Annotated in this window: 25 protein-coding genes; 2 read left to right on the top strand and 23 right to left on the bottom strand. The window is 48.3% G+C overall.

What is annotated here, in order from left to right; translation table 11 throughout:
• Window positions 1-140 precede the first annotated feature (140 nt).
• The 17 genes from EKM71_RS01300 to EKM71_RS01220 all read right to left on the bottom strand — a co-directional run bounded on the left by EKM71_RS01300 (window position 141) and on the right by EKM71_RS01220 (window position 18,363).
• Window positions 141-3,407 (bottom strand): MMPL family transporter, encoded by a 3,267-nt coding sequence (locus EKM71_RS01300; RefSeq protein WP_225417973.1) that lies wholly within the window; start codon window positions 3,405-3,407, stop codon window positions 141-143.
• Window positions 3,408-3,452: 45 nt separating this feature from the next.
• On the bottom strand, window positions 3,453-3,971 hold the full coding sequence (locus tag EKM71_RS01295) for an RrF2 family transcriptional regulator (protein WP_125572873.1): 519 nt from the start codon (window positions 3,969-3,971) through the stop codon (window positions 3,453-3,455).
• Between the two features lie 270 nt (window positions 3,972-4,241).
• Window positions 4,242-5,372 (bottom strand): RNA polymerase sigma factor RpoD, encoded by a 1,131-nt coding sequence (rpoD, locus tag EKM71_RS01290; RefSeq protein ID WP_373875056.1) that lies wholly within the window; start codon window positions 5,370-5,372, stop codon window positions 4,242-4,244.
• Window positions 5,373-5,382: 10 nt separating this feature from the next.
• Window positions 5,383-7,227, bottom strand: coding sequence for a DNA primase (gene dnaG, locus EKM71_RS01285; protein ID WP_125572872.1), 1,845 nt, complete (start codon window positions 7,225-7,227; stop codon window positions 5,383-5,385).
• A 256-nt stretch (window positions 7,228-7,483) separates the two neighbouring features.
• Window positions 7,484-8,086: an SdpI family protein gene (locus EKM71_RS01280; RefSeq protein WP_164504692.1), complete on the bottom strand. Its 603-nt coding sequence runs from the start codon at window positions 8,084-8,086 to the stop codon at window positions 7,484-7,486.
• A 190-nt stretch (window positions 8,087-8,276) separates the two neighbouring features.
• Entirely contained in the window at window positions 8,277-10,352 is a 2,076-nt protein-coding gene (gene glyS / locus EKM71_RS01275) for a glycine--tRNA ligase subunit beta (protein ID WP_125572870.1), read from the bottom strand.
• Window positions 10,352-11,281, bottom strand: a complete 930-nt coding sequence (glyQ, locus tag EKM71_RS01270) for a glycine--tRNA ligase subunit alpha (protein WP_125572869.1) — start codon at window positions 11,279-11,281, stop codon at window positions 10,352-10,354. The genes glyS and glyQ overlap by 1 nt, the downstream gene beginning before the upstream one ends.
• A gap of 357 nt (window positions 11,282-11,638) precedes the next feature.
• Window positions 11,639-11,743: an LPXTG cell wall anchor domain-containing protein gene (locus EKM71_RS11300; protein WP_125572868.1), complete on the bottom strand. Its 105-nt coding sequence runs from the start codon at window positions 11,741-11,743 to the stop codon at window positions 11,639-11,641.
• A 200-nt stretch (window positions 11,744-11,943) separates the two neighbouring features.
• The gene (locus tag EKM71_RS01260) at window positions 11,944-12,156 is read right to left on the bottom strand and encodes a hypothetical protein (RefSeq protein WP_164504691.1); all 213 of its coding nucleotides are present in this window, start codon (window positions 12,154-12,156) and stop codon (window positions 11,944-11,946) included.
• A gap of 331 nt (window positions 12,157-12,487) precedes the next feature.
• Window positions 12,488-13,453, bottom strand: coding sequence for an aldo/keto reductase family protein (locus EKM71_RS01255; protein WP_125572866.1), 966 nt, complete (start codon window positions 13,451-13,453; stop codon window positions 12,488-12,490).
• Between the two features lie 203 nt (window positions 13,454-13,656).
• On the bottom strand, window positions 13,657-14,448 hold the full coding sequence (recO, locus tag EKM71_RS01250; protein WP_125572865.1) for a DNA repair protein RecO: 792 nt from the start codon (window positions 14,446-14,448) through the stop codon (window positions 13,657-13,659).
• Between the two features lie 25 nt (window positions 14,449-14,473).
• A complete protein-coding gene (gene era / locus EKM71_RS01245; protein WP_125572864.1) occupies window positions 14,474-15,379 on the bottom strand; it encodes a GTPase Era in 906 nt (301 codons plus the stop codon).
• Window positions 15,380-15,391: 12 nt separating this feature from the next.
• Window positions 15,392-15,793: a diacylglycerol kinase family protein gene (locus tag EKM71_RS01240; protein WP_125572863.1), complete on the bottom strand. Its 402-nt coding sequence runs from the start codon at window positions 15,791-15,793 to the stop codon at window positions 15,392-15,394.
• Window positions 15,771-16,259: an rRNA maturation RNase YbeY gene (gene ybeY, locus EKM71_RS01235; protein ID WP_125572862.1), complete on the bottom strand. Its 489-nt coding sequence runs from the start codon at window positions 16,257-16,259 to the stop codon at window positions 15,771-15,773. The genes EKM71_RS01240 and ybeY overlap by 23 nt, the downstream gene beginning before the upstream one ends.
• Window positions 16,259-17,188, bottom strand: a complete 930-nt coding sequence (locus tag EKM71_RS01230; protein WP_191986152.1) for a PhoH family protein — start codon at window positions 17,186-17,188, stop codon at window positions 16,259-16,261. The genes ybeY and EKM71_RS01230 overlap by 1 nt, the downstream gene beginning before the upstream one ends.
• Before the next feature lie 155 nt (window positions 17,189-17,343).
• Window positions 17,344-17,826 (bottom strand): GNAT family N-acetyltransferase, encoded by a 483-nt coding sequence (locus tag EKM71_RS01225; protein WP_125572860.1) that lies wholly within the window; start codon window positions 17,824-17,826, stop codon window positions 17,344-17,346.
• A 90-nt stretch (window positions 17,827-17,916) separates the two neighbouring features.
• Window positions 17,917-18,363, bottom strand: coding sequence for a GatB/YqeY domain-containing protein (locus EKM71_RS01220; RefSeq protein ID WP_125572859.1), 447 nt, complete (start codon window positions 18,361-18,363; stop codon window positions 17,917-17,919).
• A gap of 154 nt (window positions 18,364-18,517) precedes the next feature.
• Between EKM71_RS01220 and EKM71_RS01215 the strand changes: the two genes are divergently transcribed.
• On the top strand, window positions 18,518-19,543 hold the full coding sequence (locus tag EKM71_RS01215; protein WP_125573021.1) for a zinc-binding alcohol dehydrogenase family protein: 1,026 nt from the start codon (window positions 18,518-18,520) through the stop codon (window positions 19,541-19,543).
• A 63-nt stretch (window positions 19,544-19,606) separates the two neighbouring features.
• On the opposite strand, the gene rpsU is transcribed toward EKM71_RS01215, so the two are convergent.
• The gene (gene rpsU, locus EKM71_RS01210) at window positions 19,607-19,795 is read right to left on the bottom strand and encodes a 30S ribosomal protein S21 (RefSeq protein ID WP_011667518.1); all 189 of its coding nucleotides are present in this window, start codon (window positions 19,793-19,795) and stop codon (window positions 19,607-19,609) included.
• Window positions 19,796-19,975: 180 nt separating this feature from the next.
• Here rpsU and EKM71_RS01205 point away from each other — a divergent pair, with 180 nt between their 5' ends.
• Window positions 19,976-20,803 carry a pyruvate, water dikinase regulatory protein gene (locus tag EKM71_RS01205; RefSeq protein WP_125572858.1) on the top strand — a complete coding sequence of 276 codons (828 nt, stop codon included), beginning with the start codon at window positions 19,976-19,978 and terminating at the stop codon, window positions 20,801-20,803.
• Between the two features lie 71 nt (window positions 20,804-20,874).
• On the opposite strand, the gene EKM71_RS01200 is transcribed toward EKM71_RS01205, so the two are convergent.
• The 5 genes from EKM71_RS01200 to EKM71_RS01180 form a co-directional block, all read right to left on the bottom strand.
• Window positions 20,875-21,804, bottom strand: a complete 930-nt coding sequence (locus tag EKM71_RS01200) for a deoxyribonuclease IV (RefSeq protein WP_125572857.1) — start codon at window positions 21,802-21,804, stop codon at window positions 20,875-20,877.
• A 2-nt stretch (window positions 21,805-21,806) separates the two neighbouring features.
• A complete protein-coding gene (locus EKM71_RS01195; protein WP_125572856.1) occupies window positions 21,807-23,027 on the bottom strand; it encodes a CDP-glycerol glycerophosphotransferase family protein in 1,221 nt (406 codons plus the stop codon).
• Window positions 23,028-23,051: 24 nt separating this feature from the next.
• On the bottom strand, window positions 23,052-23,861 hold the full coding sequence (locus EKM71_RS01190) for an ABC transporter permease (protein ID WP_125572855.1): 810 nt from the start codon (window positions 23,859-23,861) through the stop codon (window positions 23,052-23,054).
• Between the two features lie 33 nt (window positions 23,862-23,894).
• Window positions 23,895-25,007, bottom strand: coding sequence for a CDP-glycerol glycerophosphotransferase family protein (locus tag EKM71_RS01185; RefSeq protein WP_125572854.1), 1,113 nt, complete (start codon window positions 25,005-25,007; stop codon window positions 23,895-23,897).
• Between the two features lie 273 nt (window positions 25,008-25,280).
• Complete coding sequence (locus tag EKM71_RS01180; protein WP_125572853.1) at window positions 25,281-26,156, bottom strand: YitT family protein; 876 nt, start codon at window positions 26,154-26,156, stop codon at window positions 25,281-25,283.
• Window positions 26,157-26,215: the final 59 nt, after the last annotated feature.

Here is a 26,215-nt window from a genome sequence, read left to right as displayed (position 1 = left end):
TTCACATTTAAATTCTCATTACTCCTAGTATAAGCTAGTCGTTAGCTCTTGAATACCCCGCAGATCAAGACATACGTTTGCTTGACGCCAAAAAAAGTGCGTGGCCACTGCCACGCACTTTTTCTTATCATTCTTAAAATTTAGTGACCGCTTCTCGTTCGGGGTTCTTCCGGCTGATCATCAGTCGGGGTTGGTCCCATCTTAGAATACGGGTACGGATACGTAATCTTCATAACAGCTGGCATTACAATTGGTAAGAGGATGACCAACAAGATAATCCCGATGATCACGGCTAACGCAATTTGAATCAGGGTCATCACACCGGATGGCATCAGGGCAGCGAAAGTCCCACTTAGAATGACCCCAGCGGAGATGACCACCGTTCCAATAACTGTAGCAGCCTGTAACATCTTGTCACTGGTTGCTCCCGGTTCATGGAGATATTCACGGTACTTACGCATCAGGAAGATCGAGTAATCCACCCCAAGAGAAATCAGCATAACGAACGTGAAGAATGGTGTATTCCACGTCAACATGTTGGTTCCCAAGACAGGATCGACCAACCAGTGCACAATGGTTAAAGCACCGGAGTAAGCCACTAACAGGATACCCTCGATCACGATCGGTTGAACCAGGGAGTGCGTCACAATCATCAAAGCAACGAAGATCCCAGCTAACATGATAATAACCGTCCGCGTAAAGTCACTGGAAGCCATATCATTAATATCGTTGGTCTGTGAGGTATTCCCACCAAAGGCAACCTTGGCCTTATCCAGGCTAGTTCCCTTCAGCGTCCCAGTAACGACCTTTTCAAGCTTTGGTAACCGTGCCATAGCGGCGGCTGAACTTGGATCATCATCTAAGACAACCGTCAGCTTCGTCAACTTCTTATTTGGCGAGACATAGGTATCTAAGGCTGGCTTAAAGTCACTTCCATGGAGTTGCTTCGTTGGGATGTAGAAGGTCTCCGAAGCCGCAGACTTCTGCAAGCCCTTCAGGTAAGTGTTGGCCGTGCCAACACCGCCAGAAACCTGTGTTAACCCGTTAGTTGCGGAGGTTAAGCCCTTCCGCAAAGCCATCAATTGCTTACTCATAGCGGCTAATTTTTCCGCCATTGTCTGATTTCCAGCCGCAACTTGACTCGCGCCAGACACTAGCGTTGGCATCTTCCCGTTGATGCTAAACATAGCACCCGAAAGTTGACCGGTGGCGCTTGCCAGCTGTGCCGACTGTGAACTGGCGGCACTCAAGGCCGTGGCAGCTCCTGGTAACGCAACCCCTGATTTCTGAGCCAATGTAGCCACAGCTGTCTGAAGTTGCCCCGTTGAGCTCTGGAGAGATTCAAGTTGTGCCCCCACACTCTTGGTTGAAGCACCAATTGCAGTTGCGTCCCCACCAATGTTGGTTAAGGCGCTCGTCAAAGTTGATTGTAACTTACTTTGAGCAGCACTCTGTTGCTTCAGAACGCCCGCTAAGACGGCCTGTTGTTTAGCGCTCAAGGGCGCGCCACTTTGACTAAAGGCCTGAGCAACCGTTGCCGCATCGATCTGCGGCATACTCTTCATTTCACTCTGCACCGTGGCGATTTGTGAGCCGATATCGGTGGCCTTGGCCCCAATATTGTTCAATGACGTCGTGATACCACTGGTGTTCGTGCTACTGTTTTGAATCTGCGAATTTAGTTCCTGGATCGCCGCATTTAATTGTGGCAAAGCAGCTTCCAATTGGGCCAATTGGGCAGCCTGTCTGCCACCGGAAGCGGAGGAGACTTGACTGTTCAGTGTGTTCACCCCAGTGGAAACCTGGCTGATCGCCGACTGCAATTGACTCGTTCCGTCACTGACTTGTCGCGCCCCACTAGCAAGCTTGTTAGCATCGCTAACGGCCCCGGAAACATTTTGGCTACTCAATTGACTGTTGGCCGACTTGAGTCCCTTGTTGACCTTGTTAACCCCTTGTTGTGCCTGCGCTAACCCAGACGTGACGGAGCTCATTTGGTTCCGAACATAAAGCTTCTTGATGGCTTTCCCACCGGGTTGGGTGACAGAAGCCACAGTCTTGACCCCGTCAGAAGCTTGGAGTTGTTTCGTCAACCGGTCAATTAGCAACAAGGATTTTTCATTATCTAACTTGTGATCACTTTGAATGTAAATAGTCGTTGGTTCGGCAGTTCCCTTGGAGAAGTGCTGTTGAACGATCTTGAACCCTTGCTTGGCTGGAACATTGTCGCCAATTTCCACCAAGTTATCATAATCTAACGTCCCGTGAGACGTCAGGGCCAGAGGAACAAAGATTAAACCAGTCACGATCAATGTCAGAATTGGTCGAATCATGGCATGTTTGGCCATACCGTGCCAGAGCTTGCTATCGCCTTCACCCTGGAATTTTTTAACCGGCCAGAACATCTTGGGTCCACAGATGGCCATAAAGAACGGATTTAACGTCAGGAGCACGGCCAGTAAGACCACAACCCCAACGGCAATTCCAACAGCTGACTTATAGAGTGAGAAGTTGGCGAAGCCCAGCACACTCATCCCGATCAGCACGGAGAGACCAGAGTACAACACGGTCCGACCACCGATCTTGATGGCCTCCTTGGTGGCCGTATAACGGTCCTTTCCATTACCCAGACGCTCTCGGAACTCATTATACAGGAGAATATTATAGTCGGTCCCAATCCCGAAGAGCACGATGACGATAAAGACTTCCGTAAAGTTGGAGAATGGGAAGTTAAACCGATCGACCAGGTTAGCGACGACAGAAATTGACGTAATGACGGATACCGCCACCGTCAATAAGGAGAAGAGTGGTGTAATCGGTGAACGGAAGACCAACCAAAGCACCAAGAAAATAAAAATGGCAGCAATGACCTCGGTCTTCTGAACACCGGCTTGTGTGGCATCGGAGAAGTCTTGATTTAAGACGTCTGCTCCCGTCACGTAAGTTTTTACGCCACTCGTTTTTGCCAACGATGTGATGTCAGAACGAATCTGTGTGACGGAGTGGTTGTTCGACTTGTGCACGTTCAGTTGGAGTAATTGCGTGCTCTTGTCCTTAGAAATTAACTGTGAAGCGGCAGTTGAACTGTCACTAGCTGCTGTAATTGACCGGATTTCATACTTATTCTCATTATCTTTGATCCGATTAATCGTCTTGTCGATCTGGGTATTCTGCTCTGAAGTTAAGGCTGAATTCCCATTATTGAAGACCACGACGACCGCCGTGGTCCCCCGTTGTGACCGCCCCCATTGTTTTTGCATGTTGGTGGCACGGGTACTTTGGTAGCTACTAGGGACGGTAATTTGCCCCTTCTCCGCAACTAATTTACTCATGCTGGGAATCGTAACAACGGCCAGGATAACAATCGCTAACCAGCCAATCACGTTCCAGATGTAATGCTTATTCATCCATCGCACGTTGTGAACCCTCCTAATCAATTTTTAAAAATTTATCTATTCTGCTAAATGACGTGTTAACCACTTGGTCCAATCCAGTTGGAGGGGATGATGATCTGCCGTGGGCAAAATATCCCCAATCGACAACGTGGCTAATTGCTCACGATAACGTTGTTCCGCCTCAGCGAAAACAGCCAGTACGGTCGCAACTGGACGTTGATTCTCAAAGTCTTTTAACGCATACGTCTGCATAAACGCACTCTCTTTGCCAAAACCAAAGACTTTAGAGACCAACCCGGTACTCTTAACGAACGGTGTTTCAGATTCAATGGCTTCAAAAACATCCAGCAATGTAATCTGCTTAGGGTCTTTAGCCAACACAATACCACCTTCACGGCCGGAAACGGTTTTCACAATGCCACCACCCGCTAATTTCTGAACAACCTTCTTCAAATAGCTCGTCGAAATTCCCAATCTTTCGGCCACTAAATGACTATGTAACGGGATATTCCGGTCCTGAATCCCTAAGATTGCCACGATACAAAAGGCTTGTTCCAAACTTGGTTTGCTCTTCACGATGACCCTCCCTTCCGCATAAAGTCATTTCTTTTAAACGAGATACATTATATCCCCTTTAAAGATTATTGCAAGACTTTTAAAGAATAAATTAAGTCTACCGGAATCATTTTCCAGTGTAAACGGTTTCAACTCGACGATTCATTTTAAATGAAAATTTTGACGGTCTTTTAACGGAATTATCTGTAACCAATGTCCCTTAAAACAAAAAAAGCACCTGACACAAACTACAAAACTGCAGTCCATGTCAGATGCCTCTTCAAAATTAATCTATTCCAAGAAATCCTTCAGTTGTTTGCTCCGTGACGGGTGACGCAACTTCCGTAAAGCCTTAGCTTCGATCTGACGAATTCGTTCACGAGTTACACCGAAGACCTTACCGACTTCTTCCAAAGTCCGCGTCCGGCCGTCGTCCAAACCAAAGCGTAACCGCAAAACATTCTCTTCCCGGTCAGTCAAGGTGTCCAAGACACTCTCTAACTGCTCCTTCAAGAGTTCATAAGCAGCATGATCGGCAGGACTCGTGGCATCCTGGTCTTCAATGAAGTCACCCAAGTGAGAGTCATCTTCTTCACCAATAGGCGTTTCCAAGGAAACGGGTTCTTGCGCGATCTTCAAGATCTCACGAACCTTTTCCGTTGGCATATCCATTTCGGCCCCAATTTCCTCAGGCGTTGGTTCACGCCCTAAGTCTTGAAGCAATTGCCGTTGAATCCGAATTAATTTGTTAATGGTTTCCACCATGTGCACGGGAATCCGAATCGTCCGTGCTTGGTCAGCAATAGCCCGTGTGATCGCTTGCCGAATCCACCAAGTGGCATACGTGGAGAACTTGAACCCTTTACGGTAGTCGAACTTTTCGACGGCCTTCATGAGTCCCATGTTCCCTTCTTGAATCAAGTCCAGGAATTGCATCCCTCGACCCACATAACGCTTGGCAATGGAAACCACCAACCGCAAGTTGGCTTCAGCCAATTCTTGCTTGGCAGCTTCTTCACCCTTTTCGATCCGCAAAGCCAAAGCGACTTCTTGGTCCGCCGTTAACAGGCTAACCCGACCAATTTCCTTCAAGTACATCCGAACTGGATCGTTAATCTTGACCCCGGTCGTTGAACCGGCAGCCTTCAATTCCTTCTTAGAAACGGCCTTTTGGGCTTTAACCGCCCGTGGGTCTGGCTCACCCTTAGCATCAACCACGCTGATCCCAGCATCGGAAATTGTTTCAAGCAATTTATCCATCTGCTTAGCATCCAGCGTGTACGGGGTAGCCACCTTATCAGTCAGATCATCATAAGTGATCTGACCCGCTTTCTTGGTGTTCTTAATCAGAGCACGCACCGTCTTGTTGTATGCTTTCTGGTCAAACATTGGTTGATCCGTGGTTTTTTTTGCCATTAAAATACCCCCTAGACTAAACTGGTTTATTCGCCTGTCGTTGCCGCTCTAACTGCACAATCTCAACCACGAGTTGGCGCTGTTGATCGGCATCACCTAAGCGCGCAGCCTCCGCCAACTGCTGTTTCTTTTGCCGGAGTTGCGCATCGACTGGCGCTTGGTCCATAATCACCGCTAAATAATCATCGATTTCCCGCGGGGTTACCGCCGCGGCCATATTGGTAGTTTCTAAGTCGATGACCATCTGCTGCAGCCGGTCTTCTTGAACGAAGTCCGTAAACTGAGCGGCCTGATAATCTTGATGCGTTTGAAAATAGCCCTGGGCCAGGGTATAAATCACTTGATAATCCTCATGAACAAAGCTGAAATTCGGCACATCGCTCACCCGCGTCCACACGTTTCGATCGTGTAAACATCGATACAATAAACTTCGTTCTGCCCGTTCGAGGCGATTCAGCGGCCGTTGTTGTTGATGAACGGTCATTACCGGTTCACTGGGCGCCGCCTGTTGTTGCCGCGCCGGTCGCTGGCGTTCCTGTTGTGCTGCGCTGTCTCGTTGAACCTGTTTGAGTTGGGCCAACAAGGCAGCCTTATCAATGCCGAGCTCTGTCGTCAGTTGATTCAAATAAAGATCTAGTTCGACTGGCTCGGTCACCTGAGCCAGTAGCGGCATGACCTGGTTAACATAGGCCAACCGCTCACTGTCCGTATTCAACGCTTGAGAACGCCGCAGATACCGTAATTGAAATTGTAACGGTGGCTCCTTGGCCGTCTCGAGCATTTGTCGAAACGCCTCGTCACCGTGCGCCTTACGATATTCATCCGGGTCCTCACCCTCAGGCAACTGAATCACCCGCAACTGCAGGTGACTGTGCTCTCCGAGAAGTCGCAACGCACGGTCGATAGCCCGTTGTCCGGGTTCATCCCCATCGTAACAGACGTTCAGTCGATCGGTCGTCCGCTCAATAGCATAGATTTGCTCGGTTGTGAGACTTGTTCCCATGGAGGCAATCCCATTTAGCACACCTGCTTGGGTGGCCGAGATGACATCCATGTATCCTTCAAACAATGTGACTTCACCAGCCTGGCGAATTGCTGGGCGGGCAAGATCAAAGTTGAAGAGCAAGCGACTTTTGTTAAATAAGCTGGTCTCCGGACTATTCAGATATTTGGGTTGATCTGGGGCCGTTTTCAGTAACCGACCAGAGAACGCCGCCACATGTCCGCTGGCATTACGCAGAGGGAACATAACCCGTTCTGTGAACCGATCACGCAGTTCGCCATCGGCATTTTCAATAAAGAGACCCGTTTGACGCAACAACTGGTAATCACTCTGACGTTGTTCGAAGAACGGTTTCAATAACCGTTGTCCCGGTGCAAAGCCCAATTGATAAGTTTCAATTGTTTCGTCGGTCAACCCCCGGTCGTGGAGATAATCCAGAGCCGGTTGCCCCATCTCGGTATTTACCAGAATATGATGATAGAGCTTGGCAGCCTGTTCATGTAGCGCCAATAATTGCCCCGTCTTGGAGTCCATCGCTGGGCCCGTCGATTCCTGACGATAGTCATTGGCCAGGTCGACGTGACTAAAATCGGCGACCTTCACGACAGCCTCAGGGAAGGACACGTGCTCAAGTTCCATCAGAAACTTAAAGACATTGCCACCCCGACCACAGCTGAAACAATGAAAAATCTGTTTATCTTCCGAAACGGAAAACGACGGTGTTCGTTCCTCATGAAATGGACACAACCCGAATAGGTTTTTCCCGGACTTCTTGAGTTGCACATATTGCCCCACGACATCCGCGATGTTTGTGGCCGTTCGAACCGTTTCAATGACATCTTCAGGTATCTTTGCCACCCAATCACTCCTTTGTCGTGGATGACCCTGACTCACCATAGCCTTGAAAAGTCGCACCCCGGAAACCCGAAAAGTGCGACTCTTTAATTAGAATTCGTGCGCAAAAATACACTATACATACTACTCCTATTACGGCGCATGTCAACTCATAAGCCTCTCTGACAACCCATGGTTTCAGTATACCGCACGTCATCTCTCCTGTCCGGTTATGGCGTCTATTGTTCCTATAAAAATTTAAAACAACTATCGGTGCGTCTCAATGAGCCATTTTTGATAAATGATGGGCATAAACCACCGTTACAATCGCCATAATGACGGTGCCAACCCCCATGACGATCAGGCCCCAGGTATCTCCCAACAAGCCAGCAGACAATAGGATAGCCACTCCCAGCAAAAAGAACAATCGCCCGCCTAAGACGTTCGTCTTGTGCCAGATAACTGGTGAAGTCGCAGTCGACGGAATTCGAATGCCAATGACGCCATTTCTCGGCATATACATCATAATGACACCTAATAGGCTAAAGATAATGCCACCGCCCGCCAAGCTAGCCAGTGGGTAAGCCGCGATCAGAACTCGCGGTGCCGTCAAATAAATCACTTGATACAAGATGAGTAATAGATTGGCATCGCGGGCAATATTAGTGGTCTGACTCGCTGAAAATCGAGCCGGTAACGCACTCGGTAATAGCCCTGCAATCCCGACAAATAGCGTCAGTACCAATAATAATTTCTCCGAACGAACGGGTGCGATCAGGCCCCAACGCAGACCTGTAGCCTGGGCGTCCCACAACAGAATAATCAAAACCACATTGCCTAGACACAATTGCCAATTTTTGAGCCGTAACTTTGGCACTAACATTCTCATCGTCTCCTTTCCAGACGAGCAAAACCCGCCTACACCTGAGACGATCATAGTGACCTTTGCAAGACGTCCCCAATAAAGAAGTTAGATTGGGTAGTGCCCGAACCAAGTCATTTTGGACAAATAAAAATGGCCATGACCCACACCAGAGGTGTCAATCACAACCATTTTAACGGGTTAGACCCCGTTATTTAACAATTAATTGGTCCAAATCACCCAACTTCAGCGTGAGACGAGCCAGGCCACTCAACTCGGTTAACCGGTTATTCCGAACAGCATCGTTCTTATCCATAACCATTGTGGCTTCAAAGTAAGCCGCAATCGTTGGCTGAATGTCCGCCAAGGCTGCGTAGAGGTCGGCTAAGGTCTTGTCAGCAGCGGTCGCTACTTTAGCAACGCCCTGGTGCAAGGCACCTTCACTGTCGTTCTCAAACAGATCAACATCGACCGTGGCTGTAGCCAGTTCAGCCGGTGCTTTTTGGGCCAAACGAATGACCCGCGTCAAGGACTCGATAACGGCCTTGAAATTAGCATCGTTGGCATGGCTAGCTAAGATATCGGCAGCCGTGAAGATTCGCAGAACGTCGCTGCTAGAACTGTTGGTCACGGCATCAATGATATCGTGGCGTTGCTTAGCAGAACGCAAGACCTTCCGAATCCGGTCCTTAACGAAGTCAATCACTGCTTCAATTTGGCTAGCCTGGTCAAGTTGAGGGGCCACCTTAGCCGCCTCTTCGGCCTTGATAAAGGCCTGGGCCAGGTCAGCAATTGGCAAGGACCATTGTTGATCAGTCGTAATCCGAACAATACCGATGGCCTGACGCCGTAAAGCGTAGGGGTCATTGGATCCACTAGGAATCATACCCGCAGCAAAGAAGGTCAGGATGCTATCGAATTTGTCGGCCAGGGCCAATACGGCACCCGGTACGGATTCGGGCAAAGCGCCATTAGCGGAGATAGGTTCGTAATGCTCACGAATGGCCTGCGCAACGGCTGGATCTTCCCCAGCCAATAACGCATACTTCTCACCCATAACGCCTTGCAGTTCAGCGAACTCACCAACCATTCCGGTAACCAGGTCGAACTTGTAAATCTCACTGGCACGCAATGTAGCCTGCGTTTGGGCATCATTTAAGTGGAGGTGTTTGGCCAATACGCCCACGATGGCCTTGACGCGATCCATCTTTTCTGCCATCGTACTGATCTTATCATGGAAGCTAACCGTCTTAAGACGTTCCACATAATCGGCGATCGACTTCTTCTGGTCTTCAGTATAGAAGAACATGGCGTCTTCCAACCGTGCTGTCAGAACCTTTTCGTTCCCGGCAACGACGTTTTGAAGGTCATGATCGTTCCCGTTACGAACAGAGATAAAGTTAGGCAAAAGCTTGCCTTCAGCATTCCGCGCGTAGAAGAACCGTTGGTGATCACGCATCGAGGTAATCAAGACTTCTTCGGGAATGGTCAGGTACTTTTCGTCGAAACTCCCAGCGAAGGCTGTTGGCCATTCAACTAAGTTGTTAACCTCTTCCAACAAGCCACCATCGATTGAAACGGTCCAGTCGTTATCAGTAGCGATCTTTTCGATTTGAGTCTTGATGAGCGCCTTACGCTTGTCGGCATCGGCAATCACGAACTGCGCCGTGAGGTCTGCTTCGTAGTCGGCCGCCGTGGCAATATCCACATCGGTTCCTAAGAAACGGTGTCCCCGGGTGTTGCGGCCAGTCGTGACATCCAAGATACTGAATGGAATGACATCGGCATCCAATAACGCCACAAGCCAACGAATTGGCCGAACGTATTCAAAGTGATGTGTCCCCCATTTCATCATCGTTGGGAAGGTCATGGCGGTCACAACATCCTTTAGGCCAGCCAGGACGGTAGCAACCGGTTCACCGGCAATAAACTTATCTACGTAGACGTATTCCGTCCCCTTAATTTCCTTAAAGGTAATATCATCGGGTGTCAGCCCCTGACCACGAGTAAAGCCAATCGCGGCCTTCGTCCAATTGCCATCGGCATCCTGAGCAATCTTCTTAGCAGGCCCTTTGACGGATTCGCTAATGTCCTCCTGCTTATCAGCTAACCCACTGATTTGAATGGCTAACCGACGCGGCGTTGAGAACGGCTTGATGTCTTCGTAAGCCACGCGCTGTTCTTTTAAATAATCTGCCGTCCGCTTAACCAGTTGCTTGATGGCTGGCGTTACCACGTGGGCAGGCATTTCTTCTAGTCCAATTTCCAGTAAAAATGTGTGTGCCATTATTTTTTGGCCTCCTCGTCATCTGCTAATAGTTTCGTCCGCAGGGCTTCATCCTTAATCAGTGGGAAGCCACGCTTCTTCCGTTCGTTAACGAAGGCACGCGCCACGGCACGCGCCATGTTTCGGATGCGTGACAGGTAACCGGCACGTTCAGTAACGGACACAGCACCTCTGGCATCGAGCAAGTTGAAGGTGTGGCTACACTTCAAGATGTAGTCGTAGGCGGGGTGAACCAGACCATTGGCGATCTGCTTCTTAGCTTCATCTTCAAATTCATTGAAGTGTCGCAACAGCATGTCTTGATTGCTCTCTTCGAAACTGTACTTGGAATGTTCGTATTCGGGTTCTTTGAAGATATCCCCATACTTAACGCCATCAGCCCATTCCAGGTCAAAGACGGAGTTGACATCTTGGACGTAAGAGGCCAAACGTTCTAGACCATAAGTCACTTCGGAAGTGACAGGGTCAACCGCCATCCCCCCAACGACTTGGAAGTAGGTGAACTGGGTGATTTCCATCCCGTCCAACCAGACTTCCCAACCAACACCGGCACAACCCATGGATGGATTTTCCCAGTTATCTTCCACGAAACGAATATCGTGTTCGAGCGGGTTAATTCCCAGTTCCTTCAGACTGTTCAGGTAAAGTTCCTGAATGTTGTCTGGTGAAGGTTTCATCACTACTTGGAATTGGTGATGTTGGTACAACCGGTTGGGGTTTTCCCCGTAACGACCATCAGCTGGCCGGCGGGAAGGTTCAACATAAGCGGCGTTCCAAGGTTCTGGTCCGATCGCCCGTAGGAAGGTATAAGGACTCATCGTCCCGGCCCCTTTTTCAGTATCGTAAGCTTGCATCAGCATGCAGCCCTGTGCGGACCAGTACTGTTGTAACTTTAAAATGATTGCTTGCATGGACAGTTTTTCTGTCATGGGTGCTGTTTCCTCCTTGTGTGGTTGCCAAGCGACTAAATTCGGCCGTTTTGGTCAATCGATTAAACAAATAAGCGCGCAAAAAATCCCTACGAGAATTCACTTGGGCAAATTCACGTAGGGACGAAGTTTTAATTTCGCGGTTCCACCCTACTTCTAGTCAAACATGACTAGCAGCTTACTTGGAAACGACTCCGAATGTGCCAACTCATCACGTCTTGGGTTCGGCTTACACTTTCCCGAACTCGCTTAACCAAGCACGCGGTGACTCTCATTCATCATAATCGACTTATTTAACTGAGTTTTATGATAGCTGTCTGAGACGGGGATGTCAATGGTTGACCCCCATTCTTCTGACTAGGGTTCTCGCCGACGGTTACTTAAGTCAAGGCCGCCAAGTATAGCCAGTAGCCATCCGCCGATCACTGCCCAGAAACTTGTGTTCTCACTGGTTTGCGGCAAGGTCGTCTATCGTTGGGTGGTGGCCAGTTAATTTCCTTTCAATTGTCCGGCTGCCGATGTCGGACTCATCGTCGTCTTGACCGGACGTGATCCAGTTACCGACTGCTAGACTGTGAAAGGCCACGGCGTTGACTGACCATGACAGTTAGCTTTTTTATGAGATGACTTCCTAGACTGTGGGGTTTTCTTTGCCGGTTTATTTACACCCCCCCTTCCGAAGACTTCGTGTCCACTGTAGCTGGGTTCTCACCGGCAATCGTCGTGGGTACCTGATCGGCGGTTGCGGCCTGAGCTGGAGTCACACCGCCAACGAGAAGCTCGGTACTGAGAACCGCAGCGGCCACGCCCACAAACAACCATTGCCGACAATGAGAAATTTGTAAACCTTTAGTTTGTTGCTGATCAACTGACATTGCCTGGACTTCTTTCACCTTGACCACGCATTTAGGTCAAATTCATTAAAAAAATCATTAACCCTTTATGTACCAACTATTAATCGTACCACGTCACCACAGCTCGTCTTTCAGGTCAACAAACTGTCATTTGATCTAACCATTTCTAGATTGAACCCTCTTATCAATAACGACCCATGCTTTCGTAACTTTTATCAGGCATAGCCCCCTTTTCGAGAATAAGCACTATCATAAAAATTTGATAGTTTCGTATTTTTTTGAATTTGCCAATTCAGCCCGACAACACAAAAAACATCCGAGTGATTAACTCGGATGTGCCACTCCGCAACCTTTAAATTTCACGGGAAAACTTCTTAAATCCAAACAACTTATCAATCCGTGCTTCATATTCGGCGGGAAGCTCCAAGTCAACAGCCTTCAAATTATTCTGCAACTGTTCCGGCTTACTGGCCCCAACGATCAGACTGGAAATTCGGGAGTCCCGTTTGTCCCAGGCTAAAGCAAAAGTGGCCAGATCCGTGCCTAATTCCGCAGCCATCTTCGATAGTTCCGCAACCTTAGTCAGATTTTCAGGAACTAACTGTGCCTGCAAGCCCGGTTGGAAGGACCCGCGCGACCCCGCTGGAACGGGTCGTCCCTGACGATATTTACCCGTCAATAAGCCCTGGGCCAATGGCGAGAATGGCACGACACCTAGGCCTAATTCGCCACACAAATCTAACAATTCATGTTCAATGTAACGATCAAAGAAGTTGTATTCGGGTTGTACCACCGTCATTGGGTGAAGCCCCCGCTCCTGAATGATCAGTTCCGCCTTAAGAATCTGCACTGGTGTCCATTCGCTAACCCCATAATACAAAATCTTTCCCTGATCAACTAAACCACTCAAGGTCTCCAGTGTCTCCGCCAACGGCGTCTGCGTATCGAAACGGTGACAGAAATACAGATCTAAATAATCTGTTTGTAAATTAGCCAATGACTGATCAATCGACTCAGTAATATGTTTCCGTGACAAGCCTCGGTCATTAACCCCTTTGCCTGAGGGAAAGTAAACCTTGCTCGACACGACCAGTTCCTTACGTGGAAACTGTTGCAATGCCTGCCCCAAGAACCGTTCAGCACCACCACCGCTATACACGTCCGCACAGTCAAAGTAATTGATACCACTGTCGTAAGCTAATTGGACACTCTGCGCCGCTAACGTCTGTTTTGCCGCATCGCTGACATCGGTCAGCCAACTCCCTAAGGCTAGTTCGCTAACTTTTAAACCGGACCGACCTAATTGCCGATACTTCATATGTAAACACTCCCATTCGTTGGAAAACAGTAAGATTTTGATTAGAAAACGATATGAAGCTAGTCTATCACGTCTGACCTCTCAAGTCATCACCTGCCAATCATTCCTGTAAAACAATCGCCAGCGGGATGCCCCCAATTTAGACTAAAAAGCAGTTCAAGCACTCATAATGAGTCGGCCTGAACTGCTTTTCAAACACCTTATTATTCTTTTGGTTTGTCCGGCTGCATTTTCATCCGGGCCGACCAGGACTGCATCTGGTCCAAGAACCGCTTGCTCTTAGGATGCACCCCGATCTGACTGTCATAGATCTCATCCATCAGTTGCCGCAAGGCGTGCTCCGTCTGTGGTTTCACCTTGATGGAATGTACTCGATCTAAGTCCAGGACGGAAAACTGCCGTAAATAATAAATCGTTCGCTGAGACAAGTGCAATCGCCGGGGATCACGTTGCCAATGCTGTTGGCACAACAGCCCCCCGTAGCTTTCCGAGTAATCGAATGGCAAATCGTTACGGCCACAGATCGTACATCCTTGAAGTTGCGGAGCCACCCCGAAGGATGGCATCAGCTGAATCTCCATGATGTTCGTAACAATAGCGGCGTTCATCCCATCATCAATCAACGTCAGGGCCCGTTCAACCTTGTGATACCAGTCAGGCAACGGCTGGCTATCCGGAAAAGCCGCATCGATCAAACTCATGACGTATGTGGCATAAGCATTCTTAAAGATATCAGCGGAAATATTCTGAAACTGATGCGTCTCACGAGCCGTTCGAATGTAGGAGAGACCATCGTCGGCAATGTCACCCACGTAGCCGCCTACCGTAAACGGCAGAATATCCGCTACCATCTTAAAACCGCGCTTCTTGGCGCCACGAACTAAAAACATTTTTTTGCCGAATTCTTGCGTCAAAAACTTCACTAGGAAATCCCGTTCGGCGTAATCACGGCGAAATAAAAGGATGCCGTGAAAATCCGTAACATGACGTGCCACACCGCATCCCTACTTTCCTTCAGTTTTAAAGATCGTCTTTCCGGTAACCATAACTCTTCAATAACGTGGACTTGTCTCGCCAATTGGGCTGAACCTTAACCCACAGTTGTAGATAAACCTTGCTACCGAGCAAGTGTTCAATGTCCCGACGTGCTAACGTTCCAATCTTTTTGAGCATGCTTCCACCCTTACCGATCATGATTCCCTTCTGGGTTGGCCGATCGACAATAATCGTAGCTTCAATGTGGACATGGTCCTCATCTTTTTGCTTCATACTTTCGATTTCAACGGCCACTGAATGTGGCACTTCCTCACGCGTTAACATAAAGATTTTTTCACGAATGAGTTCACTCACCACAAACCGTTCTGGGTGATCGGTCACTTGATCTTCAGGGTAATACTGTGGCCCATTGGGCATCTGATCAACCAGGTCACTCAGAAAATCATCGACGTTATTCCCTTCCAGAGCGGAGATCGGGTAAACGGCCTTCCATGGCAAAGCCGTCTTGTATTGTTCCATGATTGGCAACAGATCATCTGGATGAATCTGATCGATTTTGTTGATTAACAGATAGACTGGTGCCTTAACATCCTTCAAGCGGTCAATGATGAAGTTGTCCCCAGCCCCACGCTTTTCCGCGGCATTAATCATGAACAACACGGCATCGACTTCATTTAAGGCTGACAGTGCCGACTTGACCATGTAGTCGCCCAGCTTGTGCTTTGGCTTATGCACCCCTGGGGTATCGATAAAGACGATTTGTGCGTCATCCGTTGTGTAGATCCCTTGAATCTTGTTTCGAGTAGTCTGCGCCGTATCCGACATGATGGCAATCTTCTGGCCAATCACACGGTTTAAAAACGTTGACTTCCCCACATTGGGCCGGCCAACAATGGCCACGAACCCTGATTTGTAATTTGGATTATCCATATTTTCCTCCACTTAAAACCAACGACTCAGCGCCGGCAACATCACGAGTGCCCCAACAATCACCGCGAAGGTCGCGGCCAGCAGGACCCCGCCAGCGGCCACATCTTTGGCTCGTTTTGCTAGATCATGATAGGTTGTCCCCACCACGAGGTCCACAACGGCCTCCACAATGGTATTGAGGGTCTCCGCGATTAACACTAGGAAGATTGCTAACATCAACCACAACCACTCATTAACATTGAGTCGTAAGATCAGACCAGCCAACACGGCTGCCGTACCGAAGGCCAGGTGTTTCCGAAAGTTACGTTCATAGTGAAACAACGCCCGTAGGCCATCCCACGCGTGACCCAACGACTGAATAAACGCCCGATTCTTCCCGGTTTGTTTCCGTTTATCGCTTGAGGCCATAGGCATCCAAGATGTCCGCCTGAAGCTTAAACATCACCTTCTCATCTTCCGGCTCCATGTGATCATAGCCGTTAAGGTGGAGAAAACCGTGGACCACGAGAAAACCGAGTTCTCGTTCGTAGGAATGACCCAAGTATTCCGCCTGTTCCTCAACCTTATCCATCGAGACAAAGATATCCCCGATGTTTTCAGGAATCTCTGCTGCCAGTTCGTCATCCATCACGAGTGGAAATTCGGCGGCTTCTTCATCGTCATCTTCAATCGCAAAGCTAATGACGTCGGTGGCCCGGTCAACACCACGATATTGCTTGTTAATTCGATGAATGTCTTCATTGTTCATCAACGTCACAGACATCTCCGTGTTATCAGCTAACTTCAGGTAATCCCCAGCATAGGCTAGGACGTCTTGAATCAATTTCACGTGTTCGGCTGGCACGCCATCTTTGGTCTTATCATAAATCTCTAAATCCATTATTTTTTAGCTCCATTTGGTTTAGTATCGTTGGCTTCATAAGCGTTAATGATGCTGGCCACAACTGGGTGGCGCACCACATCATCTGAGCTGAAGGTGACGAAGTTAATATGTTTCACGTTTTGTAAAATGTGTTGGGCCTGAATCAGTCCTGACTTAGCATTGTTGGGTAAGTCAATCTGGGAGATATCCCCATTAACAATCATCTTGGACCCAAAACCTAAACGTGTCAAAAACATCTTCATTTGCATGTTCGTGGTGTTTTGAGCTTCATCCAAGATGACAAAAGCCGATTCCAATGTCCGCCCGCGCATATAAGCTAATGGGGCGATTTCAATCACGCCGCGGTCCATCAACCGTGTCGTGTGTTCTGCCCCAAGAATGGCGTACAAGGCATCATAGATTGGCCGCAAGTATGGGTCGACCTTCTCCTTCAAGTCACCAGGCAAGAAACCCAGACTTTCACCAGCTTCAACAGCTGGACGGGTAATGATGAGCTTTTCCACATCTCCACTCTTCAATGCAGCCACGGCCATCACAACAGCTAGGAAAGTCTTCCCGGTCCCTGCCGGTCCAATACCGAAAGTAATGTCATTGTGCTTAATCGAATCGATATACTGACGTTGACCGAAATTCTTGACTCGCACGGACCGTCCTTTTGCGTCACGAATCAACGTTTCGGTGTAAAAATCCTTAAAATAAGTCAACGTGCCCTTCTGAGACATCTTCATCGCACTGAGGACATCAGCACTGTTTAACTTGATCCCCTTGGCCAGGAGATCACTCATGTTGCTTAAAATAGCCAACGTTTGGTCGACGGCCTCAGTCGTACCAGAGACTTTGATTGAATTACCGAAGGGTTTGATCGTGACATTAAGCCCTTCCTCAAGGATCGTCACAAATTGATCCTGAGCGCCCAATAACCCCATTTCGTCCTCGGGCCGTTCTAAGATATATTCTTTTTCAATCGTTGCGTTCTCAGTCAAATACGGTGGCTCCTTTGTTTTTAATTAGTGTCTGATAGACAAATTTTAGCATATTGCCGGGGATTGTAAAAGGATTCGGCGTGAAAAGTCGGCCGGAGTCAATTGATTGGCAGATTTGGTAAGACAATTGCTCGTTCCAAGATCAATCGGTCCCGTAAAACTAAACCGTTCTCGATGATCGATTGACTATAGTTCCGCGTGAAATAATTCGAGTCGACTCGTACCACACGAAATCCCTGCTGTTGATAGAGGTAAAGCTGCTTCAGACTAGTGGTTCCGGTCGCAATTCGTACGGTACGATAGCCATGCTCGATGGCCCATTGCTTGGCAAAAACCAATAAAGCCCGACCGTACCCCCGCCGTTGTTTAATTGGGATGACCGCCAATGCCATGATCTCAACCGTCAACGGTTCTTGTGGCTTTAGGACCACCATTCCCGCTAAGCCCGTCGTGTCATTTGCCGCATAGACAGTGCTAATTGGCACATAGCTATCGATTAACCGCTGGCTGGGATCTGCTAACAATAAGAGTTGATTCTCTTCAATTGTTGGCGTCGTCACCCGTTGATAGGTTAACACCATCACTTTTCAACCTCCTCTGATTGAAAAAGCCGCCACGAGAGATCGTGACGGCCACACCCCCTGGCCTATTCGCCACACCGGGTTTCTGTCCTACTTGTTTAATTGTGCCTTAACGGTCTTATTAACCAAGGCCCCATCGGCTTTTCCCTTAACCTGTGGCATCACAACACCCATGACTTTACCAAAATCACTCATGCCATTAGCAGATACCTTAGCAATACTATCAACCACGATCTTGGTGATCTCATCTTCACTCAATTGCTTAGGTGCATACTTTTCAACGATCGCAATCTCTGCCTTGACACCTTCGACCAAGTCATCGCGGTTGCCCTTGGCAAATTCTGCCATGGATTCTTTACGTTGCTTCAATTCACGCGCAACAATTGTTAACTCTTCATCACTTGATAAGTCATGTCCCTGCTTAACCTTTTCATTGGTTAAGGCAGCCTTCATCATCCGAATCACATTCAAAGATAACTTATCGTGGGCCTTCATGGCCGTCTTTAAATCAGTGTTGAGTTGGGTTTCTAAACTCATTACATTTCCTCCTAAAAATCAATCTTATGACTAAGTTTACACCTTATTGGCAACGACGTCAGGTAAAGATGTCTCTCTTACGAACCTGAAATTGTATTTTTGGAATCAATGCGCTAGTCTGGAAAGTATGAAGGGAAGTCTTAAGATGACAGATATGCGCGCCATCGGCGTCACCCAGTATTATCCGATTGAAGATCCAAAAAGTTTGACGACCTTTTTTGAACCGAAACCGACGCCAACCGATCATGACTTATTGGTTAAAATCGTGGCAACTTCAGTTAATCCAGTCGACACCGGCGTTCGCCAAGGAATTAAAACACCATTGGCCCGACCAACGGTGTTGGGATGGGACGCCTATGGAACCGTAGAAGCCACTGGTGAGGCCGTCAGCCTCTTTCAACCAGGTGACCGAGTCTTTTATGCTGGTTCCTTCATTCGCCCAGGGACGGACAGTGAGTGCCAGCTCGTTGACGAACGAATCGTGGGCCACGCGCCCAAGACTTTAAAGCCCGCGGAAATTGCGGCTATGCCCCTAACTAGTCTCACAGCCTGGGAGGCCCTCTTTGAACAGCTTGGCATCCCACGAGATGACACCTCTGAAAATCGTGAAAAAACCATCCTTATCATCAATGGGGCCGGCGGTGTCGGTTCCGTGGCAACCCAACTGGCGCAATCAGTTGGATTGCATGTCATTGCTACTGCCTCTCGACCCGAAACAATTGCTTGGACCAAAGCGCATGGTGCAAACGACGTGGTCAATCACCGAAAAGATCTCGTCCAACAGGTCCGAGACCTCGGCTGTCATGACGTCGATTACATTCTAGAACTCAGCAACCTCAACCAACATTGGCACGAGATTGCTGAACTTATTGCCCCTAGTGGCCACATTGTTTCCATCACTGGCAGCGACCACCCTGTCGATCTCCGCGCTTTGAAACAAAAACGGGCCACTTTTGCCTGGGAGTGGATGTATACCAAGTCTTACTATCAAACAGCGGACATGACCAGTCAACACGATATTCTGGAACGGATTGGCCAGCTACTTGATAATGGGGAACTGCAATCAACGTTAACCAAGACCCTACAGCCCATCAACGCAGACAACCTGCGAGCTGCCCATCAGCTGGTAGAGAGTCATCATATGATGGGAAAAGTGGTCATAACCAACGAAACCAATTAACCGCAATAAAAAACCATCAACCGAAAACGATTGATGGTTTTTTATTAAGCTTTCAAAAAGAACTTAGAAACGCTTCTTCTTGGCTTTACGCTTACGCGCAGCTTCTGATTTTAACTTTTTCTTCACACTTGGTTTTTCGTAAAATTCACGCTTACGGTATTCTTGTAAAGTACCGCTACGGGAAACCGTACGTTTGAAGCGCCGAAGAGCGTCGTCAAAAGACTCGTTTTTGCGAACGACTGTCTTTGCCATATAAAATTCCCTCCCTCCGAGCACAAATAATAACACCAATTGGATTTCATCCATCGGCGTAACGGTTCTTAACTATTATACATAAACTGCTAAACCGCGTCAATAATGCCAGCAAATAAAATTTGAACCGATTTCGTCTCCGGGGTACACTATAAGAAATAACTAGAGGAGTTGGGTGTTATGCCAAAGATTGCCATATTCATTATCTCTGATTCGTCCGGTGAGACCGCGCTAACCGTGGCCCAGACAGCCATCTCGCAGTTTCCCAAGGTTGAAGCCAGCTACCAGCGCTTCCCCTTCATTCAGACAGATTCCATCTTGGATGGGATTCTCAACCTGGCGAAAAAACAACGTGCCATGATTTTTCACACGTTAGTTAATGCTAAATTAAGTGCCCACGTCAAAGAATTTGCTGTTGCCAATCGCTTACATCAGTTTGATTGCATCCAGCCCGCCATGGATGTCTTGCAAACAGCAACCGGAATGACTCCCGTCGAGGTTCCTGGTCTGGTGCACAATTTAAATGACACCTACTTCGATCGCATTGCCGCCATGGAGTTTGCCGTTGCTTATGATGACGGGAAGGATCCGACCGGTCTACTCAAGGCTGACTTGGTCATTCTTGGCGTCTCACGGACGTCTAAGACCCCGCTGTCGCTCTTCCTGGCTAACCGGGGTCTGCGTGTTGCCAACCTCCCTCTGGGGCCGACGACACAGCTGCCGGATGAACTCTGGCAGGTTGACCCCAAGCGGATCTTCGGTCTGACCAATCGCCCCGAAATTCTACGAAAGATTCGGCAAGAGCGGATGCTTTCTTATGGATTGCCTGCCGACAGTGCCTATTCAGATACCGATAAGATCAGTTTGGAACTCGACTACGCGCAACGGCTCTATAAGAAGATCGGTTGTCTGGTCATTGATGTTTCCAACAAATCGATTGAAGAAACGGCTACCCTCATCATGGAGAGTGTTGACTACGATTTGATTCCCCATTCTCTGACTGATTAAAGTTATTCGAATTCTAAAAGTCACGTTCGCCCTTCACTGGCAGAACGTGACTTTTTTAAGTTCTGAATAATCTATCGATTCAAAAAAGCATCCACTGGATTCTCTCCTAAGACGTCAGCTTCAAAGTCCGGATTGAATTGTTGGGCCTTCAACATAGCCACCTCGTAACCGTGAGGATTGACACCATGCTTACGATCGGGTCCCATCACAGGGGTCTCCATAATCTTGGGCACCGTCTGCAATTGGGGATGATGCGCAATGCGATTTAAAACATCAAATCCTAACGTTCCCAACCCAATATTAGCGTGCCGATCCTTATGACTTCCTTGCGGATTCTTCGAATCATTGAGATGAATGACCTTCAGACGATCGACACCAATCACATGATCAAATTCATTAAGAACCCCGTCAAAGTCAGTCGCAATGTCATAACCAGCATCGCTCGTATGACAGGTATCAAAGCAAACTGACAAACGATCGTTAGCACTGGTCGCATCCATAATTGCAGCCAGTTCTTCAAAGCTTCGGCCAACTTCGGTTCCCTTACCTGCCATGGTCTCCAGAGCAATCTGGACCGGTTCATCCGTAGCAGTCAGGATCTCATCAAGTCCCTTGCCAATCTGAGCAATCGCGGCATCTGGACCAGCCCCGACATGGGCTCCAGGGTGTAGGACGATCTGGTTGGCCCCTAATGCTGCCGCCCGTTTGATCTCTGCCGTCAAAAATTCCACGGCAAAACCATAATTCTGAGGCTTGACTGTATTCCCAAGATTGACCACATAGGGCGCATGAATGACTACTGCCCGTTGATTGTGATCGGCCATAAAAGCTTGGCCTGCCGGAATGTTAAGCTCTTCGATTGGCTTCCGACGAGTATTTTGCGGTGCACCTGTATAAATCATAAAGACATTTTCACCATACAGGGCCGCCTCCTGAGCCGAACCCAAAAACATCGACTTTCCCTTCATGCTGACATGTGATCCAATTAGAAATTCTGACATCACTACTCATCCTTTCCACTGATAATTAAGTCTGCCACGTGCTGACTAGCCGTCCCATCTTCCCACTCACAGAACTTGTGATTAAATGCTGCCTGTTTCTCACGGTAGGCTGAGAAGTCGCCACGCCGTTGCCACTCATCCAATCGATCATAAAAAGCCGATGCCGTGGTAACCAATGGACCCGGAATTTCTTTTTGATAGTCGAAGTAGAAGCCGCGAAGCTGATCGCGATAGTGTTCTAAATCGTAGGCAAAGAAAAGTTGCGGTCGTTTTAAATTAGCAAAGTCGAACATGACTGACGAATAATCCGTGGTCAACAAGTCTGTAATCAGATAGAGTTCGGCAATATCAGTATCGGCCAACACCGTCACACGATCCTCGAAGCCACGAATATTCACGGCATCTTTGACCAAATAATGCGGCCGAATAATCAGGTGTGTGCCTGCTGGAACATGCTTGAAAAAGTCACCGAGATCGAACGGCAGATCGAAACGATAGACCCCCTCGCTCACGGCCATGTCATCACGCCAGGTCGGCGCATATGTCACGACTGGCCCGTTGACTGGGCCCAACAACTGTTGCCGAAGTGCGGCAATCTTAGCCGGTTGGTTCTTGGTATAGAGAACATCATTTCGTGGATAACCTACCGTCAGAAAATGTCCGCGATAGCCAAAAGCACGTCTAAAAATGTCGCGAGAATATTGGTTCGGTGCAATCAGATAATCCCACCGTGAGGCCGCCGTTACAAACTGTTCATGGTAATCGGCCGTGGACGTTCCCGGGATGGCAACGTGTTCAATATCGGCCCCCAATTTCTTTAGAGGCGTCCCGTGCCACGTCTGAATGGTGCGCGTGTGCCGGTTGGATCGCCACCAATTTGGGAGTCGAGAGTTCAGCACCCAGTACTGGGCTCTGGCCATGAGCCAGACCCACTTGAGTGTAAACCGCCGAACCAATTGAACCTCCGGATATTGCTGTTTCAATTTCGCATACTCTCTAGGTTTCACACTGAAATAAGCTGTCTGACGATAACGTGGGTCACTAGCCACCAATGCCCGGTAAATGGCTGCCGGATTGTCGTTGACGTCTTTTCCGTTAAAGCTTTCAAAGAGAACTAGTCGCCGCTTAATAGGTAAACAAATAAGCCCATCGTTCAAGACGATGAGCCCATAACGAGCAACTAGCTTCAATGACTGAGTAATCTTACGAACTGCCTTAGTCATGACGCGTGCTCCTTTCAAATTCAACTAGATTAAATCAACGAATCGTGACCGGAACTTGAAGTGCAAGTGTGATCCCACTATGAAGACGATGAAAACAAATAACCAGAATTCTAACGTCAACAGTGGCCGATCCCAGAACCAGCCTGTTCCCAGGAAGGATTCCCGGAAACCAGAAACGATGTAGTAGTACGGGTTCAACTCCAACAAGTGGACGAAAGGTGCGGGGAACGACGTCGTAACGAAGTTAAATAGCACACCGGACATGTAGAATAACATCCGCATCAGCGACTGAAGTAAGATGTGATAGTCACGAACCAGCACACTGATACAAGAGTTGAAGATCCCTAAGGCCACTAACATACAGATCATCGCAAAGAAGTAATAAATCCACTGGAACCAGGCTACCTTGGGATAAACACCATTCAAGGCCCCGATAAAGATGGAAAAGACCATCATTGTCCAGAAGGAACTCAAGTTGCTGACAATCTTAATCGTTGGCAAAGCAGAAACTGGGAATTTCATCTTCGCCACCATATTGACCCGTTGGAAGATACTCTTTGACGCATCCAGCGTAGCCCGGTTCATGAAGAACCATGCCGAGTACCCGATAACCATCCATGGTAAGTAACTGACCCCATTCAATGGTTGACCGTGTTTCAGACCAACACCGAACACCAACCAGTAAATTCCGATTTGGATTAAGGGATATAAGTATTCCCACATTAAACCTAAGTAATGACTCTGATAACTGGCTTGATCCTCATAACGGGAAATCCGTAAGATAATCCCCAAACTTGAAATCTGCTCTTTAAATAAGGTGATAACCTCTTTCAAGGCACTGCACTCCTTTAATTTTTAATCGTTAACCTAGTTAAGTAGATCAACGTAACGACGGATAACTCGCGTGGTAGCGGATCCGTCGTTAGCAGTATTCCAGTGACGGTTAAACTGAGTGAAATCAGTCGCCTCGTCAGCCGTAATTGCTGCTGCCAATTGCGCATTCGTCGTGAGCATTGGACTTGGCAACCAATCAGCAAGGTCGCTTTGAACCCCAGGATTTTGCTGATAGGCTGGTAAATCGAAAAGATAAAATAGCAAGCTATGTGCATTAGGTAACAGGCTGTAGTCAAATGCCACAGAAGAATAATCGGTTACCAAAGTCTCAGCAACCGTCAATAATTCCGTCGTACTCAAGTGTTTAGCCACCACTACCTGGGAACCTAATTCACGTTGTAATTGTTCCGCGGCGTTTGCTAAGGCCGGATGGAGCTTAACCACCACCTTAGCCTTAGGATCCGCACGCAACGCCACCGCTAACCCTTTCGGGGGGGTAAACGTGACCCCTTCGCGATACGTTGGTGCATATAGAATAACCCGCTGGTCAACCAACTCTGGTGCTAACCGCACAACCCGCTCGTGGGTCTGGTCTCGCCAGTTAGGGTCTAACAACCGATCGGAACGTGGGTAACCAAGAACATGCATCTGCTGGGACGATGCACGATAGCTACGTTCAAAAACTTGGGCCATGGCTGGAGCCCCCACAACATACTCGTCGAAATGATCGTAGACCGCTTGGAATCGCCGCTGATCACTTGCCGAACGTTCGGGCGTCGTGGGATCTTCCCAGCCGAAGCGCTTGATCGCACCGGCGGCATGCCACAACTGCACGATCACCATATTTGCTGGATGTGCTAGCCCACCGAGAAACGCGTAATAGTTATCGCAGAATAAGACCCTAGCCCGCATCACAACAGGAATTCCTGTTAACACGAACCGCAAGCCATCCCGAAATTCCAATATCCGAATGCCATCGGCTTCCAACCGCTCTGCCGCAGCACGTTGTTTCGGTCGATAAAGCACCCACAGCTGCCGATCTGGCGGTAACGATTGGCCCATTGCCCGTATAAAAGGGACGTTGTCGTCAAAGCTCATGAGGTAAACCACATCACGCCTCGACCGCCAACGCCATAGCTGCGACATTAGTCGAACTAACCATAAATAAATCTCTTTCACGTTCATCACCAATATCACTTATTTTCGCTACCCATAACACCGAGAATTATACCACATCTCTTCATTGAACCTAGATAATTTTAAAAAGGCTTAAGAAACGGGATTGAAGCTTATCTGATCACCGGTGAGGGGCCATGACAATCGTCACAACCCCTCACCTTTGGCGTTTATATTTGAGACTTTTTTAAAACGGGCGAAACGTACGTCCCAGAACAGCCAACCGCCCTCGGATCACTCCGCTTACCACTTTGGCTCATAGAAATGTCCAAGGACTTTGACCGTATCAGATATGCTGACGAATGCCTTAGGATCAGCCTCTTCCATCGCTGTTTCCAACGCATCCATCTCGTAACGGGTAATCACCGTGAAAAGAATCGTCTTCTCATCATGATGATACGCCCCTTCTGCACCATGAACGATCGTAATTCCCCGACGCATGTGGTTTTGGATACTGTCGATCACGGTCTTGGGCCGGTCCGTAATGACCATGACCTGCATCCGCTGTTGTCGTGTAAAGGTCATGTCGATGACCTTAGCATTCACGTAGAGTCCCAGGGCTGAATACAGCGCGTACGGCCAGCCATAAACGAACCCAGCACTGATGACAATGAGACTGTTGAAAGCGATGTTAATGGTTCCCATGCTTCGTCCCGTCTTCCGTCGCAGAACAATTCCGATGATATCCAACCCACCGGTAGAGATCCCGTTCTTCAATGCAAAGCCAGTTCCAAAACCATTGACAGCTCCCCCGAAAATCGCACAAATGATGGGGTCACTGGTCAAATGAATGGGTTGAATTAGCCGAATCATAATTGACGCGAATAACACACAAATAAAAGTAAATACAGTGAATGTTTTACCGATCTGCTTCCACGCCAACACAAACATTGGGATATTAATCAAAAATAATCCCAATGCTGTGGTAATGTGAAAGGCCCCCAAGCCCGCGGTTAACGTGTTAACCAATTGGGCCAGCCCGGTCACACCTGAAGAATAAATCTTACCAGGTGTCCAAAAAAAGTTCACCGCGATTGACACCAGTAACCCATAGAAAAACGCTACGGAAAACTTTGTCGTGTAGGTATGCCGTTTCATTAACTGCTGCACATCATCCATGATTTAAAAACCGACCTCACTTATTTCCATCGTTGTCATTGCTCGGATTAGTATAGCAT

The sequence above is a fragment of the Levilactobacillus huananensis genome (genome assembly GCF_003946145.1).
Lineage (GTDB): Bacteria > Bacillota > Bacilli > Lactobacillales > Lactobacillaceae > Levilactobacillus > Levilactobacillus huananensis.
The sequence above is the reverse complement of the archived record's forward strand: the minus strand, read 5'-3'. Positions and strand labels throughout refer to the sequence as shown.